The following is a 16,976-nucleotide window of genomic DNA, read 5'->3' on the forward strand; positions in this document are numbered from 1 at the left end:
GATTAATATTTTAGCTCAAGAGCTGTATACTTTTGTAGAAATAGAGGTGGTTGCTCCTGATCGAAATCGAAGTGGTGCAAGTAATTCATTAAGTTTGACTCGTCCATTAAAAGTGGTGCAGTTGGAAAATGGTTATTATAGTGTTGAAGGCACTCCGACAGATTGTGTGCATCTGGCGGTAACAGGGTTTTTAAGCCCAGTTTTTGATATGGTAGTTTCTGGAATTAACGAGGGTGGTAATTTAGGTGATGATATCCTTTATTCTGGTACCGTTGCTGCAGCAATGGAAGGGCGCTATTTAGGTTTACCTGCGATTGCTATGTCCATGGTGGGTGATACTATTCGACATTATAAAACAGGAGCCCTTATTGCCAAACAATTAGTAAAAAAATTAAGTACGCACAGTTTACCTTCACAAACTATTTTAAATGTGAATGTTCCAGATCTACCTATTGAGCAAATAAAAGGATTGCAGGTAACACGTTTGGGAACACGACACGGTGCTGAGCCAATGGTTAAAGCTCATGATCCTCGCGGACGACCTATTTATTGGATTGGTTTACCTGGACAAGCGGCAGATGCTGGAGCTGGAACTGATTTTTGCGCTGTGAATGAAGGTTATGTGTCAATAACTCCTCTTCATTTGGATATGACGAATTATAAAATGTTTGATCAGTTATCTAGTTGGCTGAATGGAGTAAATTTATTTACTTAATGAATTATTTCCGTAGGGCATGAAATGACACTAACATTTTACAAAAGATATTTATGTTTTTTTCTTGTGGCAACTCTTGTCGGTTGTGGATCAAATTTAGCCCCTGTAACTGAGTTAAAATGGCAACCTTATTTAAGATATCAAAAAACGCATACGGTGCGGCGTGGTGAAACGCTCTATGCTATTGCGTTTCGTTATGATACTGATTTTCGTACTCTTGCTCGTTTAAATCATATTAAACCTCCATACTCTTTAAGAGTTGGGCAGGTTTTAAGTTTACAAGGTATTAAACATCGAATCTTGTTACAAAGACGTAAGAATCGATTTAAGCCACCACAAAGAGTTATTTATTCTCCAATACATAATAGATATGCTCGTTCTTCCTCAGGTTGGTTATGGCCAGTAAGTGGACGCGTAGTCACCTCATTTATTCCACAACAAGGTAAAAAAGGCATAAATATTGCATGTAAACAGGGTGAAAAAGTAATTGCTGCTTCCGGTGGTGTTATTGCTTACGCTGGTAGTGGTTTGGCAGGATATGGTAATTTAATCATTATTAAACACAGTAATGAATATTTAACGGCTTATGGCAATAATGCAAAAATTATGGTTTCAGAAGGGCAACATATTAAAGCAGGTCAAATAATCGCCGAGTCAGGCATTATTGATCATAAGTACACAGGTGTTCATTTTGAAATCAGAAAAGCAGGTATTCCAGTCAACCCATTGAATTATTTACAAAAAGGTTGACATTTAACCTGCAGTTAGAGCAACAATAGTGTTTAGTAGAGTTATAATTATATACCAATGGTTATAGTTGCAGCTCGTCATGTTGGAAGAGATTTTGTGATGGGATGACAATCTGAAAAGATGTAATAAATCTTAAGGCACGACTCAACATTACAGGTGAAATCATGCAGGATGACGATGAATCAATTAAAGAAGATGAATCAATTAAAGAAACAGAGATTAAAGACGAAGAGTGGTCTGAACCGGATGATGATTCGCTATTAATAGAAGAGGAAGATCTTGATTCAGTTGCTCAAAAGGTAGATGATGACGATTCTAACTTTCCTGATTTTTCGGATGATACCGCCTTTCCTTCTTTTGCTCGTGGCAAAAATGCTCTTAAAATGATGGATGCAACTCAATTATATTTAAGTGAGATAGGTTTCTCACCTTTGCTCAGTGCTGAGGAAGAAGTGCACTATTCAATTTTAGCTTTAAAAGGAGATATTGCTGCTCGCAAGAAAATGATTGAATCCAATCTGCGCTTGGTTGTTAAAATTTCTCGACGATATCTAAATCGTGGTCTTCCATTACTTGATTTAATTGAAGAAGGAAATTTGGGTCTGATGAAATCAGTTGAAAAATTTGATCCACATCGTGGTTTTAGATTTTCAACTTATGCTACCTGGTGGATTAGACAAACTATTGAGCGTGCAATTATGAATCAGACAAGAACGATTCGTTTGCCAATCCATGTAGTCAAAGAACTTAATGTTTACTTACGGGCTGCCAGGCAACTTACCCAGAAGTTGGATCATGAACCATCTCCTGAAGAAATTGCGGAAATTGTAGATAAGCCCTTAGAAGATGTGCAAAAATTGCTAGGATTAAATGATAAGGTTGCTTCTGTTGATACGCCTATAGGATTTGATGATAATAAATCATTGCTTGATACTATAGCTGATGAAAACAGTGTTAATCCAGCGGAGTTATTAACTAATGAAAATTTACGTTTACATATCGAATCGCTATTAGATAAGTTGACTGAGAACCAACAGCAAGTAATTGCCAGACGTTTTGGTCTTCGTGGCTTTGAAAAAGCGACGCTTGAAGATGTAGGTAAGGAAATTGATTTAACCCGCGAACGAGTGCGTCAAATTCAAGTTGAAGCATTGAAAACTCTGCGTGGTTTGTTAGAAAAAGTAGGATTAACACAAGAAGATTTGTTTTAAATTATACCCAGATTGTGTAGCAGAAGACCATCGGTAGAGGGACCTTCCGTTTTCTGTTATGCTGGATTAAAATTGTTCTGATTTAGTAGTAATTTTTTTAAAGTAATCTAAAGTTAATTGAATTTATGAGGGGTTCCTTCACTTTCCTCTTCTTTTATGATCTGATTATTGCTTTTAACTTTTTTTTTAGTTCATCTAATGAAGGATGTTGATTTTTTTCATCCTTATGTTCTCGTATGAGTTTTCAAATTGTTCTATTCTCCTCTCGACTTTGCCTGTAGGTTTTTCTTTTTGCTTTAATGATTTTAGATGCTCAACAGGATTTGATTTATCAGAAATAATCTCTTCAGGTAATAAATGTCTATTGGCTTTATAAGGAACAAATGTTATTGTTTTTTCTTCTACTAGAGATTCTAAATAAGTATCATGATTATACATATGGTTCTTATTTTATCAAAAACAAGAAGAATCAGCTACATCAAGCTTTCCGTGAACTATTTTTCTTTATTTTAGTATCCTCCTATCCTCAATACTGGCTCAGATTCATCAAATGTTGGTTTTGCTTTTTTAGTATTAACCAAATCAACACCAAAAAAGCTACTGTTTTTTTGCCAGAACGTTCGCTGATTATTAAAATCGGCATCCTTAGGTGTACCAAAAAACCGATGAGACTGATTTGCTTTTGTATAGCCTAGTATCGTTGTGTCTTTAAGCTCTTTAGAAACTTGCTTATCCGGTAAAGGTAAAAATTCGATAGGTCTTTCATTCAGTATTTCTTTACAAGTATTAACAAAGCAAAGATCACCGGCTACCCACATCAAATCGATAATCGGTGCAGAAGTAGGTATAAAATTTATCAAGATTCCAAGGCCAAAAATTAAACCAAATTGTATTGCAGTATTTTTGTTGCCCAAATCTATCAAATTTTTTATTACTTCATAAGTAACATATATGGAATAAAGATTTAATGCTATGGTGAAAACGGGTAAGAGAAACTGTATATTCACTAGAGAAAATGTCAATAACCCCACCATGATCCCATAGGTTATTCCTGCTCCAATACATGATAATAAGGTTGTATAAACTGCCGGATGGATTCCTGTAGAATGGGCTAATGGCCTAATAATTTTGTTTACCGGCATAGCTATTAATTCAACAAAAAAATTGATGATACTGATAGGTGAGCCGAGAAAATACACGGCCTGTCCACAATTGTTACCATGCCTTGTCAAATAATTTCCTGTGCCACGAAACAGCAGATCAAGGCTTGCTGTAATTAATGCCAACCATTTAACAGGAGAAGCCAGTTTGCGCATTGCAAGAATGGGGCTGAAATTGCCCGTTGACAAAACCTCACGATATTGGAAATCATCCAAATACTCTTCGGCAAAAAGACGAATAACAAGCATTCTCCATTCAAGCTGGATGAATCCTCCTAAGGTTTCTTGGTGCTGCTGGTGATATAATGCATTTGCACGTATACGCGTTAATTCCTGTTCCCGACTCTCTAATTCTTCCGCCAAAGTCAAGAAAGAAGCATAATAAGCAGCAAATTGTCGTTTCTCGTTGTCACTTTGTAGCTCTCTAAATTTTTTCCTTAAATCGGCAAATACTTCAGCTATTCCATCTTGCATGAATACATCAAAAGCATCATTTGGAATATCAATTTCAGATTTAGTAAAATAACTGTCAATATCATAACCTGACCTACTCTCTGGGTCATGCTGTCTTGTAAGTGAGGTATAAGCTTCATTAACTTTTCGAAAAGTTTCAGTCGCACCGCCTTTATCAGGATGATGCATCAGAGCCAACTTTCTCCAGGCTTTTTTGATTTGCTCTTCCTGTTTTTCTGGCGACAAGCTTTCTAACCGCTTTATGTCCAGTCCCAAAGTCTGTAAATGGGCCTTGTTAAGTTTAATGGGCATATTTATCTCAGTAAAAAATGATAAATTTTATAACATATGTTTCTAAATTATGCAATATTTTTCTATGTACTTATCTCGGCTTTGGCCCAATAGGAGCATTAATCAACTATTAAAAAATTAGCGGTCAGTGGGTTTTCTTCATTTAAATACTGGATTGTTAAGTGCTCTTAGTTAATCTGAAAAGTGAGGCTTAAGTTTTTGCCAGCAATTAGTATAATCTTTTTGTCTTTCTGCAAGGTTCATTGCTTGCTCAGTAACTTGCCAGACATCTCGAGTTTCAAACATAATTGCTAAAGTATTAAGATAAGTTTCAGGTTTTAATTTCTCGGTAGTCGCCATTTGATAGCTTATCTGATCTGGTCCATGGGGAGTCATGCAATTATGAATACTTACGCCGCCGATTGAAAATCCTTCTTTCTTGGCATCATATTCACCCCGAATTAAACCCATAAGTTCATTCATGTAATTACGATGATAATAGGGTGGCCTAAACGTGTGTTCTGCAACCATCCAGCGTGGGGGGAAAATAACAAAATCCAAGTTAGCAACACCAGGAGTGTCACTTTCTGAAGATAATACCGTAAAAATTGATGGGTCAGGATGATCAAAGCTTACCGTGTTAATCGTATTAAACAAACTTAAATCATAACAATAAGGTGCATAATTTCCATGCCAGGCTACCACATTAAGGGGTGAATGAGTGCTAGTAGCCCTCCATAATTTATGTTGGTATTTGCATATAAGTATTGATGTTTTCCCGCAAGAATTGGTTTGTTCATAGGCAGCAACGGGGTATTTAAAGTGCCTCGGATTTGCTAAACCATTCGCACCAATAGGTCCTAATTGCGGTAGTGTGAGCGGATTAGCCCCATTTTCGCATAAGTATCCTTGAGTTTCTTTACTCATTACTTCAAGTTTAAATTTAACACCTCTTGGTATAACGGCAATCATACCTGGACAAACATTTAACTTACCAAATTCAGTATGTAAATTAATTTCACCCAAATAAGGTACAAATAGCAGTTCTCCATCATGATTAGCAAAATATTTGTTTTCCATGGAAAGAGTACAATGGTAAAGGTAAGTATTTACCAGATGGCTGCCAGCAATATGAAATAATCCATCAATAAAATCGCTCTTCTCTTGTTTGTTTTGCATCGGCGACCAACGTAAAGGGTTAGGTGATTGCTCTGCAAAATAAGGTTTAATTAGTTCTTTTTTATAAAGAGAATAATTTCCCTGTACTACTGACGGAAGGATTCGATAAAGCCAGCTGTGCAAATTGTTATGGCGAGGGCGGGTGAATGAAGTACCACTTAACTGTTCTGCATAAAGACCTAAATTACAGTTTTGTGGTGAATTTTGGTTACTGGGAAGTGCTCCTGGAACCGCCTCGCTTTGATGATAATTACCAAAACCATGCAAATACACTGTTTATCTCCTTGTGTTGTTCAAAGATTTTTCGTTTAACCTAAAATTAGTGTGCCATGAAAGGAAGCGATGGTACAACAGAAAAAAAAGAACATTATGATTTGAAATGTTGTTTTTTGTACAAACTTGATTTTCAAGGTTCTTCATTAATATAATTTTCCCTCTTTTATTACAGGTTAATTAAGGATAATTTACATGTTTACTTCACTCTATACCAGTATGTTTGATGATGATGTTATTATTACTAAAACGGATTTATGTAGAATATTAAATCTTGATATTACTCGATTTAATATGGAGTTTAGCGAAAGTGAAATTCAAAAAGCTTACAAAGTACGAGCATTACGTTTTCATCCAGATAAACAATTGCACTATGAAATACAAATTCCGAAACCGATTTGTAATATCTTGATAAACGATATAACCCGGGCAAAAGATTGTCTGCTCAACAAACAATACGACATCCTTTATAAAGAAAAAAGTAGCAATGCTTGGATAATAAACAGGGCAATATCGGCAATTAATTTAATTAAAACTGACGCTTCAAGTGTTGAAGACTTAGTTGATGCGTTAAATATAATAAGTAGTAATGTGGGATTAATTTTTGTGTTGTCACTTTTTATGGATGGACAACTAAATTTTCGTTTAATTAATGATATTAATTTGTTTTTGGGTGATTTTTCTAAAATTAAATTTTTTATGCAAATTATTAGGAATAATTCTGTTGTTACTATTTTACAATTTCTACAAAAACAGTTGCAGTGTACAGGAGAATTAGATGAGAGCCTTCTTAGAGAAAAATTAACAGGGATATTGTCTAATGATTTGCCTGAAAATTCCCAATTTGATTTATTGATTTCATCAATTATTGACGCAAATCAGCAGCTAAAAAAATTATTAACTGAAGAGTTTATTGATAAGATACAAAATATAAATACATTTTGGTTGCAGCAATTAACCAATTTAAATTTGCCTTCCTGGGGACAGATTATGGGGGTTTATTTTATCACTTTATTACTTACAGCAAACAGCATTCCTAAGTATTTTAATGCACTAAAAGTAATTTCCGAATTCATTATACAATATAAAGGCATAAATTCTTTCATTCTCATAGCATTACCATTCTATGTATTTGCTGCGTTAATCTTACCGAGAATTATTACCCTAGAGTTAATGATTCAACTGACATGGATTACACTAAAAGCAGTTAGTCAGCTGTTAGTAGATGTATATAAATTAGTTAGTTCGGCTATTAATTTAACTTCTCCTGGAAATGGTGAGATTTTAAAACAAGGAGGATTTGTACTATTTGCAAGCCTTGTGAATAGTTTTATTAGATTAAGTCTTGAAATATTAATCCAAACGTTAGATGCTGTTATTTTTATAATAACCGATACAAACCAACTTGATTTTGTGCTGGAGAATATCAATCTGTCTTTAGATTCATTCATTGCATATTTTAGACCAGTATCTTTAGCCACAGGAAAATTATTACCCATTATTAAATCAAATGGAGACTCAGAGTCAATTAGCGGAAGACGTCATTCTTATAATGAATCAGCACAAGCTTTTGGTTTTTTTACTAAATCCTCTCTTAAGTTACATAATAATGTAGATACATGGCTCAATGATTTATTAACTAATCTTAGACTTGAAGTTAATGAAAAACAACAAGCAGATGTAAATGATTTGAGTATATAAAGAGTAACTTTCAGTAAGTATAAAGGCATATAGGATCATGGAGCTTTTTGGCTATAGAGCATGTATAATTTAACCTAAATTTTCTATAATTATAATAAAGTTTAGAGGTACTATCATGGCAGGTCATAGTAAGTGGGCGAATATTAAATTTCGCAAGGGAGTTCAGGATGCAAAACGCGGAAAAATATTTACAAAATTAATCCGTGAAATAACTGTAGCAGCTCGTATGGGTGGTGGTGATGAGTCATCTAATCCAAGGTTAAGAGATGCAGTTAAAAAGGCACTCAATGCGAATATGAAACGTGACACGATTGATAATGCTATTAAACGCGGAGTTGGTGGTCTTGATGGTGAAACGATGGTGGCTATGCGTTATGAAGGTTATGGTCCAGGTGGAATTGCCGTGCTAGTGGATTGTTTGTCAGATAATAAAAACCGTACTGTTTCAGAAGTTCGCCATGCTTTTACCAAAAACGGTGGTAATTTAGGAACAGATGGTTCAGTATCATATCTGTTTACCAATCAAGGTGAAATCCTTATGGTATCTGGATTATCAGAAGATCAAGTAATGGAAGTTGCTCTTGATGCTGGAGCTGGCGACGTTTTTGTTGAGAATGGCCAACTTGAAGTAATTACTCCTGTGGAAGCATATCATACCGTATTAAATGCTTTAAATGATGCAGATTTAAGTATTGAGGAGTCTCATTTAACCATGCGTGCTCAAACTTTAGTGCCTATTGACGATGAATCTGGAGAAAGCTTGCTCAAATTAATTGATATGCTGGAAGATTTGGACGATGTTCAAGAAGTATATAGTAATGCTGAATTTTCAGAAAAATTATTAGAATCAATAAGTTAATGACCATTATTTTAGGAATAGATCCTGGCTCACGCGTTACCGGTTACGGGTTGATAAGACAAATAGGCCAGAAAATAGAATACATTGACAGTGGTTGTATACGTACTTCAGCTGATGGTGAATTATGTCAGAAATTAGTACAAATTTATGATGGTATTTGTCAATTAATGGATCATTATTCGCCCATGGAAGTAGCTATCGAACAGGTTTTTCTGCATCAAAATCCTAATTCAGCATTGAAATTGGGACATGCGCGTGGTGTTGCTATGGTTGCTGCTGCTTCATATCGTGTTAAAGTAAGTGAATATTCGGCTAGAGAGATCAAACAAACAGTAGTTGGTTATGGGGCGGCTCAAAAAGTACAAGTAAGCCATATGGTAGTCAATTTGCTTTCGCTGAATAACGCACCGCAGAGTGATGCAGCAGATGCTTTAGCAATCGCTATTTGTCATAGTCATATGCGTCATAATATTTCTGCTGTTTTAGGTAAACGGGGCATAAGAATAAGGAAACGGAAACGATGATTGGATGGCTTGATGGACAAATTGTTGATAAGCATCAACCGGGAAAATTAGTTTTGAATGTTCACGGAGTAGGATATGACGTCGAAACGTCATTAAATACTTTTTTTCAATTGGATGTATTAAGTGGTTCAATTGGTTTGCACATACATACTATTGTGCGGGAAGATGCTTTGTTGTTGTATGGTTTTTTAGATAAACAGGAACGAATGTTATTCAGGGCTTTAATTAAGGTAAATGGTGTTGGCCCAAAGATGGCTATGGCTATTCTTTCGAGTATTACTCCTAAGGAGTTTATTCAATGTATTAAACAGGAGAATGCAGCTTTTTTAACAAAGTTACCCGGCATAGGTAAAAAAACAGCAGAACGTTTGGTGATTGAAATGCGCGATAGCATACAACAATTTTCTGAATCAGCCTCTAATATGCTTCAAAAGCCAACATATCTAGTGCGTGGTCAGGATGAGGCTGTTAGTGCTTTGGAGTCTTTAGGGTATAAACCTCAAGAAGCGTTAAAAGCAGTAAATAAAATTGATGACGGGAATAAAGGCTGTGAGCAATTAATTCGCGAGGCCTTACAGATTTTATCTGTGCGATAAGCATAAGAAAAATAATAGCGACCAGTATGTATGGAAGGGTAGTTTTAAGTCGATTTGGAACGCGCAAAAAGCATGCAGCAAGCGCAGAGTTACCTTCGCAAAAGTTTTTTTACTTTCTTTTCTGTCTTAATTGGTAAAAACACAGTTACAATAAGTCCATTACCTTCTTTGGGTGAGTTTAATACGACACGTCCGTTATGTAGTTCACAAATTTGTTGTACAATGGCAAGCCCTAATCCACTACCTGGACTTTTGTTTCCCAAAACACGGAAAAAGCGCTCAAAAACGCGTGTTCTTAATTCATGTGGAATTCCTGGGCCATTATCGCGAACTTCGAGCATTACCTCATTGTCTTGCGATTTAGCAAGATAAACTTTAATGTGGCCGTGTTCATGAGAATAGCGAATGGCATTATCAACAAGATTGCGAATTAATATGCCTAATGCAGTTGAGTTTCCATAAATATTTAAATTTTCGGCATTACTCTCAAACTCGAGATCAATTTGTTTTTCTACCGCTGTAGGAGCTAGCATAGCGAGTATTTCTCGAGTTAAGCGACTCAGATTAACTTTATCTTTTCCGTCAATATGAGCCGCTTCAGGAACGAGACGGCTCATGGTTAGTAGCTGTTGTACAATGTGTGTACTACGATTCACGCTGACAATTAATTTTTGTAATGCCTGATTTTTTTCTTCCATATTATTTGTATGCAGCGCAACCTGGGCCTGCGTTTTAAGTGCAGCAAGGGGAGTGCGCAGCTCATGTGCTGCATCTGCTGCAAAACGTTTTTCACGTTCAAATCCTTCTTTAAGTCTAAAAAATAATTTATTCAACTCATCAATTACAGGTTTAATTTCTTCTGGTACTTCCTGCAGATCTACTGGTTCAAGATGACTGGGAGCGCGGTTAGCTACCTCTTCTGCTACTTTATCGAGGCTATCTAAACCTCGACCAATGATGATCCAGATTAATAATCCAGATAAAGGAAATGTTAGAAGCATAATGTAAAGATCATCCTGTGCAATTCGATGACCTAATTCGTTTCGAGTATCATAACGCTCCGCTAAAACGGTTCGAATACCTGCTTTATCATTATAAGTGGTGAAAACTCGCCAATCTTTATTGCCTATTTTTTTATCGCTAAAGCCATCAATTTCAGAGGTGAGAGGAATTTTAGGGGCTGTTGATGAATGCAATAATAACTTTCCACCGTTTGTCCAAACCTGAAAATTGAATTTGTCTACATAATCCTCAGGAGGTATATAATTTAAAAATCGTTTTTGGTAAAAAGTCTCGATTTTTTGCGGAATTGTTTCTAAGTTATTCTGAATTTTTACCAGAGGACGCTGATGAACATCATCTCCTAGCAAAGCTTGATAGGATAAGGCAGAAACAGCCATCAAGGTATCTAAATGATCTTGTATGTCTTTTTGATCCAGATAATAGTTACCAATAGCTGTTAATGTGGTTGTTGTTGTAATAGCTAATAATAAGTTGAACAAAAGAAACTTTCGGATGGACAAGTTCACGATGCAATAACACCATCATTTTTTTCAGCCATATAACCTACGCCGCGAATAGTGCGTATGAAATTGGCATTTAATTTCTTACGCAAATTATGAATGTGCACTTCAAGTGCATTACTGTCTACTTCCTCATCCCAGCCATAGATACTTTGCATCAGTTGTTCACGAGATAAAACATGACCATTGTTTTCTAAAAGTTTTTGCAACAATGCAAATTCTCTGCGGGGCACATTAACTAATATCTCATCAACCAGGACGGAATGTGCAGCCGGATCCAAGGTAATGTTTTTGTATTGCAGTACTGAATCAGCGCGACCTTGTGATCGTCTTATTAAAGCTCTGATTCGAGCACTTAATTCATTTAAATCAAAAGGTTTGACCAGATAATCATCAGCACCACTATCTAAGCCTTTAATGCGATCTTCTACTGATTCACGAGCAGTCAGAATAATCACTGGTGTTGAATTACCCTCATTGCGGATGTTTTGTAAGAGGGCTAGTCCTGATAATTTAGGCAGGCCTAAATCAAGAATAATTAATTCGAATGATTCAGATTTTAATGCTGCACGTGCAGCTTCCCCATCTTTTAGCAAGTCGACAACATAACCAAATTGGGTTAAACCTGTTTTTACGGCATCTCCTAATAGCTCATCGTCTTCAACTAACAATAGTCTCATTGTTGTTGCTCCTATCGTTTTTCAAGCCCAGTTTCTTCCATATGTCTTGTTAGATAAAAAGCTTGAATCAATACAAAAAGCAAAGTAAAACCAACACCGCCAAATAATTTAAAGTTCACCCAGGCATTTGTATCATAATGATAGGCAACATAAAGGTTCACTGCACCCATTAAAATAAAAAATAACGCCCAGGCTGAATTTAGCCTGTGCCATATTTTTCCAGGCAAGGAAACGTTAGATTCCATCATTTTTTGAATCAGTGGTTTGCTGCCAATGAAGCTTGAGCTAAAAAAAACTAGGGCAGAAAGCCAATAAATCCCGGTGGGTTTCCATTTAATGAACCATGGATTATGAAAGAAGAGAGTTGCACCACCAAGTACCATAATTATTGCCAAACTAATCAAATGCATTTTTTCGTAATGTTGGAACTTTAAGCGGTAAAATGCTACCTGGGTTAATGAAGCCACCATCGCAATTGCTGTAGCACTATATATATCAGTGGTTTTATATACGATAAAAAATAACACTATGGGAAAAAAATCAAATAGTAATTTCATATTAATTAATACTAAAAACAAGTTACTTTAAGTATAACACAAGTTTTTATGCACTCATGCAAGGATCATTCCAAAAGGCAAAATATTTGTAACTAGATAGTTAAAACAGTGTTTCTTTCTCCTACCCAATAAGTATTTTCTGTCCCACTTGTAGCGTTTTATTGCGCATAATTTCTGGGTTTAACGAAAGAATTTTATTTACCTCGGTTTGATTTCGTTTCGCGATAACGCTCAAGCTCTCTCCACTACGAACTATATATTGCTTAGGTTGTTTTATTTTTTTCCAGATTATTAATTGTTGTCCTGTGCGTAATCGTTGACGAACGGATAATTTATTCCAGCTTTGGATTTCCGCAGTACTAACCCCATACATTCTTTCCAAACGTTGATAACTGTCAGTTCCCTGAACAATATGAATTACACGACGATTAGCAACCTCCTTAATTGGACCTTTAAATTTACTTGAGGTTCCATAAGGTGTTGTTTTCGCAATGGCGATTTCTTTTTTAGCAATAACAGGTGCATTTTTTGTACTGGGAATTAAAATGGATTGATTCGGTTTCACACGAGTTGTTGTTAATTGATTTAATTGTTTAATTAAATTTACTGTTGTGTGATAGCGAATGGCAATATTATCCAAACTATCGCCTTGTCTTACTTGATGTTTGGTCCAACTAACGCGTTTATCTTCAGGAAAATGAGCAAGATTAAAATTGAACTGATGTACTTTTTCTGTAGGAATTAACAATTTGAAGGGTTTATAAGGAGCAGTAGTCCAGCGATTATATCCAGGATTTAATTGAATTAATTCTTTATAGCTAATTCCTGCTAGTTTAGCAGCATGACTTAAATCGATTTGGCTACCAATATTAACTTCTTCAAAATATGGAAGATAGGGTATTTCAGGGAGGATTAACTTATATCGCTGTGGATTATTTATTATTTCTGCTAATGCAAACAGGCGTGGGACATAAACCTGAGTTTCTCTGGGTAGGGATAAGTCCCAAAATCGCATACCGCGATTTGAGTGTATGGTTTTAATAGCTCGAGCAACGGTGCCTTCACCCGCATCATAGGCGGCAATGGCTAATATCCAATTGTATTCAAAAAATTTGTTTAGATAAACTAGATAGTTCAGTGCTGCCTCGGTCGAAGGGCGGATGCTGCGTCTTCCGTCAAACCACCAATCCTGTTTTAATCCAAAATCAGCTCCTGTACCTGGCATTATTTGCCATAAGCCTGCTGCTCCTACGCCTGAATAAGCAAAGGGATCATACGCACTTTCAATCATCGGAAGTAAGGCCAACTCACCGGGAAGTTTTCTTTTTTTGATTTCACCTATAATGTGATAGATGTAGGGTTCAGATTGACGACATACCTTTTTAAGGTAGCCTGGGTGAGCAATAAGCCATTGAATTTGTTCTTGTACTTCAGTGCGAGAAGTCTCGTGATTTAACATAAATTGATTACGAAGTACATCCCATACATCGGGAGTTACGTGAGCAATTACTGGAGGGGTAATACCCCAAAGAAAGAAGAAGCTTAATAAAAATTTTTTTATTAAGTTTAATAGGGTCTGTTGCCAATTCAGTACATCCCCTCTTATGGCTCGGCGAGTTTTTCGAAATAAATTAGTAACATAGCTTAACTTAAATTTCAATGGTATTTACCTGAAAACTTTATTAATTAACCAGTTTACTAAAATTTCTTCTAGGATTAAACCCTTTGTGATTTTTAACGACTCAAAAAGTTTTTAATGAATTCTTTTTGTTTAATTATTGGAATGTATTTTTTTGCTCTCTGAGTACACGAAATATTTCTAATGAGTCCTGAGATATCCCTCCATGTTGGCGTGCGTAGGCTTGTACTTCAGGTACATCAGTTCGTAAAAAAGGATTAATTAATCGTTCTTTTTCTATAGTAGAAGGTAGGGTGCAAGAGTTTGATTGAGCTTTTATTTTTTGTAAATAATTTTTAATAAATTGATTATTGGGTTCTACAGTATGCGCAAATCGTAAATTTTTCAGTGTGTATTCATGGGCCGAAAAAACTTTTGTTGTTGGTGGTAACGAATTAAAAAGTAACATTGATTGATGTAATTCATTTAATGTCCCATCAAACACTCTGCCGCAGCCTGCTGAGAAAAGGGTATCACCGCAAAATAGCCATTCTTCATGAGGCTCGTAATAGCTAATATGGGTGGAGGTATGTCCTGGATTAAATAGAACTTTGAATAAATAATGACCCACTTGCAAAATTTGATGCTCTGTTACTGGATGGTTGACATTGGGTATACGCGGATCCATTGGCCCATAAATACGGCATGAAGGAAATTTTTTGATTAATATGTCTACCCCACCAATATGATCATAATGATGATGGGTTAACAAAATAGAGCGCAGTTCAAGCTGTCGCGCCTGCGCGAATTGCAAAACGGGGTTTGCATCACCTGGATCAACGCAGTCAAAAACACCAGCATTTTTATCAAGAATCGCCCAGATATAATTGTCAGTAAATGCAGGAATAGGAATAAGGAACATGTCAGTTAGTCTCAATTAAATAGGAAGAAATCCCTGGGTTAAAATAGGTTCTTAATGTATCTAATACAGCTTTCATTTCTTCGGCAAAAGTGTGAGGAGGATTAATCACCCATAAACCTGTTCCTGACATACCCGTAGTTCGTGCCATAGTCAAATTAAATTCGATGCGCAGGGAATTTTTTGCATTGATCGTGTTCATTCCTCTATCCAGTTTTTCTACTAGTTGTCTGTTAACTATAGGATACCATAAGCAAAATACTCCAGTTGAAAAACGAATATATGCTCGTTTTATTGCTGCGGGAATATCTTTGTATTCATTTTTAATTTCAAAAGAAGGATCAATAAAAATTAAACCCCTTTTTTCAGGAGGGGGCAATAAGGCATTCATGGCTGTTATGCCATCCTCATTACTGAAATGAACTTTTTTATTAAGAGTAGATAATTGATTAAGTGCTGCAAATTCGGTTGAATGTAATTCGCAAAAATACAACCGATCTTGAGATCGTAACTGATTGATCGCTAAAAAAGGTGATCCCGGATAGTACTTTAATTCTTCAGTTGCATTGAGTTGCATAATGATGTTTAGATACTCATGAAAAACTGGCGCCAGCATTTTTCGTTCAGGCCAAATAAAGTTTATGCCCTGCTTGTACTCTTTTGTTTTTTCGGCCTGTTTATTTTTTAAGTCATAAATGCCTTTTCCTGCGTGTGTCTCAAGAAAAAACAGGGATTTTTCTTTAATGATTAAGTAGTTCAGTAATCGTGTTAAGGCGACGTGTTTAATGACATCGGCAAAATTGCCGGCGTGGTATCCGTGTTGGTAACTGAGCATTGAAGTAGTCTATTTAAAGAGTAGTGTTATGAATTATAACAGATTAGAATTTTTTTCTACTATACTCTTTTTTAAGAAAGTAAAAAGGGGATTTTATGAAAGTACATCGTGATTATGAGGATAAATCGTTTTCTGATTATGCTGGAAGATCGATTTGAGCATAAGCGTTTAAAAGAAGAGTTTAAGGATGATTTTGATGAATTAAGTGGTGAATTTGATTGGGAATTATTGGATAAGTAGACCGGTCAATAAGCATGAGCTGCATTCCTCATTTCAATGCTGCTATCCAGGTATTCTCAAGCAAGGTCATTATAGTCATAGGACCTACACCGCCAGGGACCGGAGTTATCCAAGCCACCTTATTGAGTGCCTTTTTAAAATTTACATCGCCACGAATACTGCCATCAGCTAAACGATGAATACCAACATCAATAATTACCTGATTTTTATTCAACCAGTCCACATCAATCACATCCATATGACCAGCAGCGATGATGACAAAATCAGCAATTCGCACCAATTTATCTAAATTTTGTGTAAACCGATGGCAAATTGTCACGGTTGCTCCAGCCATGAGTAGCTCTAGACTCATAGGTCGGCCGACGATATTTGAAGCACCAACAATTAAGGCATGTTTCCCTTTCACATTGAGTTGGTAATGGTGCAACAGATTCATAATTCCTAAGGGGGTACAAGGACGTAATAAAGGGTTCCGTTGTGCTAATCTCCCTAAATTGTAGGGATGAAAGCCGTCAACATCTTTTTTAGGGTTAATACGCTCGATTATTACTGATTCGTTTATGTGTTTGGGTAAAGGCAATTGAATTAGAATTCCATCTACTTCACTGGAATTATTTAATTCGTCGATAAGCTGGATTAACTCTTTCTGACTGGTTTCTTGAGGTAAGTCATATGAGTGAGAAAGAATACCTACTTCTGCACATGCTTTTCGTTTGTTCTCCACGTAAATAGATGAAGCTGAATCTGCGCCAATGAGTATTACAGCAAGGCCTGGAGCTCGATGTCCATTTTGTACATGAGCATGCACTTGTTGTTTTAATTCATTTCGACGTATAGAGGCTAAAACCCTTCCATCAATTAATGATGCTGACATATTGATCCAGAAGAAAAT

General features: G+C 36.0%; 18 protein-coding genes. 8 read left to right on the forward strand and 10 right to left on the reverse strand.

From position 1 onward, the window contains the following. Position 1 precedes the first annotated feature (1 nt). The 3 genes from surE to rpoS all read left to right on the forward strand — a co-directional run bounded on the left by surE (position 2) and on the right by rpoS (position 2,676). Positions 2-715: a 5'/3'-nucleotidase SurE gene (gene surE / locus WA877_RS03995; RefSeq protein ID WP_425169643.1), complete on the forward strand. Its 714-nt coding sequence runs from the start codon at positions 2-4 to the stop codon at positions 713-715. Positions 716-739: 24 nt separating this feature from the next. After that, the gene (locus WA877_RS04000) at positions 740-1,465 is read left to right on the forward strand and encodes a peptidoglycan DD-metalloendopeptidase family protein (RefSeq protein ID WP_425169644.1); all 726 of its coding nucleotides are present in this window, start codon (positions 740-742) and stop codon (positions 1,463-1,465) included. Between the two features lie 164 nt (positions 1,466-1,629). After that, on the forward strand, positions 1,630-2,676 hold the full coding sequence (gene rpoS, locus WA877_RS04005; protein ID WP_425169645.1) for an RNA polymerase sigma factor RpoS: 1,047 nt from the start codon (positions 1,630-1,632) through the stop codon (positions 2,674-2,676). Positions 2,677-2,871: 195 nt separating this feature from the next. Here rpoS and WA877_RS04010 read toward each other — a convergent pair whose 3' ends face one another. The 3 genes from WA877_RS04010 to hmgA all read right to left on the reverse strand — a co-directional run bounded on the left by WA877_RS04010 (position 2,872) and on the right by hmgA (position 6,032). Beyond that, positions 2,872-3,114 carry a hypothetical protein gene (locus WA877_RS04010; protein WP_425169646.1) on the reverse strand — a complete coding sequence of 81 codons (243 nt, stop codon included), beginning with the start codon at positions 3,112-3,114 and terminating at the stop codon, positions 2,872-2,874. A 71-nt stretch (positions 3,115-3,185) separates the two neighbouring features. After that, positions 3,186-4,601, reverse strand: a complete 1,416-nt coding sequence (locus WA877_RS04015) for a J domain-containing protein (protein ID WP_425169647.1) — start codon at positions 4,599-4,601, stop codon at positions 3,186-3,188. Between the two features lie 171 nt (positions 4,602-4,772). Further along, positions 4,773-6,032 carry a homogentisate 1,2-dioxygenase gene (hmgA, locus tag WA877_RS04020; RefSeq protein WP_425169648.1) on the reverse strand — a complete coding sequence of 420 codons (1,260 nt, stop codon included), beginning with the start codon at positions 6,030-6,032 and terminating at the stop codon, positions 4,773-4,775. A gap of 195 nt (positions 6,033-6,227) precedes the next feature. On the opposite strand from hmgA, the gene WA877_RS04025 reads away from it, so the two are divergent. From WA877_RS04025 to ruvA, 4 genes are all read left to right on the forward strand, one after another. After that, positions 6,228-7,733 (forward strand): hypothetical protein, encoded by a 1,506-nt coding sequence (locus WA877_RS04025; protein WP_425169649.1) that lies wholly within the window; start codon positions 6,228-6,230, stop codon positions 7,731-7,733. Between the two features lie 115 nt (positions 7,734-7,848). Beyond that, on the forward strand, positions 7,849-8,592 hold the full coding sequence (locus WA877_RS04030; RefSeq protein WP_425169650.1) for a YebC/PmpR family DNA-binding transcriptional regulator: 744 nt from the start codon (positions 7,849-7,851) through the stop codon (positions 8,590-8,592). Continuing rightward, positions 8,592-9,116, forward strand: coding sequence for a crossover junction endodeoxyribonuclease RuvC (ruvC, locus tag WA877_RS04035; RefSeq protein ID WP_425169651.1), 525 nt, complete (start codon positions 8,592-8,594; stop codon positions 9,114-9,116). Before WA877_RS04030 ends, ruvC begins: the two co-directional genes overlap by 1 nt. After that, positions 9,113-9,712: a Holliday junction branch migration protein RuvA gene (gene ruvA / locus WA877_RS04040; protein ID WP_425169652.1), complete on the forward strand. Its 600-nt coding sequence runs from the start codon at positions 9,113-9,115 to the stop codon at positions 9,710-9,712. The genes ruvC and ruvA overlap by 4 nt, the downstream gene beginning before the upstream one ends. 89 nt (positions 9,713-9,801) lie before the next feature. On the opposite strand, the gene WA877_RS04045 is transcribed toward ruvA, so the two are convergent. The 6 genes from WA877_RS04045 to WA877_RS04070 form a co-directional block, all read right to left on the reverse strand. Then, the gene (locus WA877_RS04045; protein ID WP_425169653.1) at positions 9,802-11,241 is read right to left on the reverse strand and encodes an ATP-binding protein; all 1,440 of its coding nucleotides are present in this window, start codon (positions 11,239-11,241) and stop codon (positions 9,802-9,804) included. Continuing rightward, positions 11,238-11,915 (reverse strand): response regulator, encoded by a 678-nt coding sequence (locus WA877_RS04050; RefSeq protein ID WP_425169654.1) that lies wholly within the window; start codon positions 11,913-11,915, stop codon positions 11,238-11,240. The genes WA877_RS04045 and WA877_RS04050 overlap by 4 nt, the downstream gene beginning before the upstream one ends. 11 nt (positions 11,916-11,926) lie before the next feature. Then, positions 11,927-12,472, reverse strand: a complete 546-nt coding sequence (locus WA877_RS04055) for a septation protein A (protein ID WP_425169655.1) — start codon at positions 12,470-12,472, stop codon at positions 11,927-11,929. 121 nt (positions 12,473-12,593) lie between these two features. After that, the gene (locus WA877_RS04060) at positions 12,594-13,994 is read right to left on the reverse strand and encodes a LysM peptidoglycan-binding domain-containing protein (RefSeq protein ID WP_425169669.1); all 1,401 of its coding nucleotides are present in this window, start codon (positions 13,992-13,994) and stop codon (positions 12,594-12,596) included. A 253-nt stretch (positions 13,995-14,247) separates the two neighbouring features. After that, entirely contained in the window at positions 14,248-15,012 is a 765-nt protein-coding gene (gloB, locus tag WA877_RS04065) for a hydroxyacylglutathione hydrolase (protein ID WP_425169656.1), read from the reverse strand. Position 15,013: 1 nt separating this feature from the next. Beyond that, on the reverse strand, positions 15,014-15,844 hold the full coding sequence (locus tag WA877_RS04070) for a 23S rRNA (adenine(2030)-N(6))-methyltransferase RlmJ (protein WP_425169657.1): 831 nt from the start codon (positions 15,842-15,844) through the stop codon (positions 15,014-15,016). A gap of 114 nt (positions 15,845-15,958) precedes the next feature. Here WA877_RS04070 and WA877_RS04075 point away from each other — a divergent pair, with 114 nt between their 5' ends. Then, positions 15,959-16,084, forward strand: coding sequence for a hypothetical protein (locus WA877_RS04075; RefSeq protein WP_425169658.1), 126 nt, complete (start codon positions 15,959-15,961; stop codon positions 16,082-16,084). Positions 16,085-16,112: 28 nt separating this feature from the next. Here WA877_RS04075 and folD read toward each other — a convergent pair whose 3' ends face one another. Further along, positions 16,113-16,958, reverse strand: a complete 846-nt coding sequence (folD, locus tag WA877_RS04080; protein WP_425169659.1) for a bifunctional methylenetetrahydrofolate dehydrogenase/methenyltetrahydrofolate cyclohydrolase FolD — start codon at positions 16,956-16,958, stop codon at positions 16,113-16,115. Positions 16,959-16,976 lie beyond the last annotated feature (18 nt).

It is taken from the genome of Legionella sp., assembly GCF_049790535.1.
Lineage (GTDB): Bacteria > Pseudomonadota > Gammaproteobacteria > Legionellales > Legionellaceae > Legionella.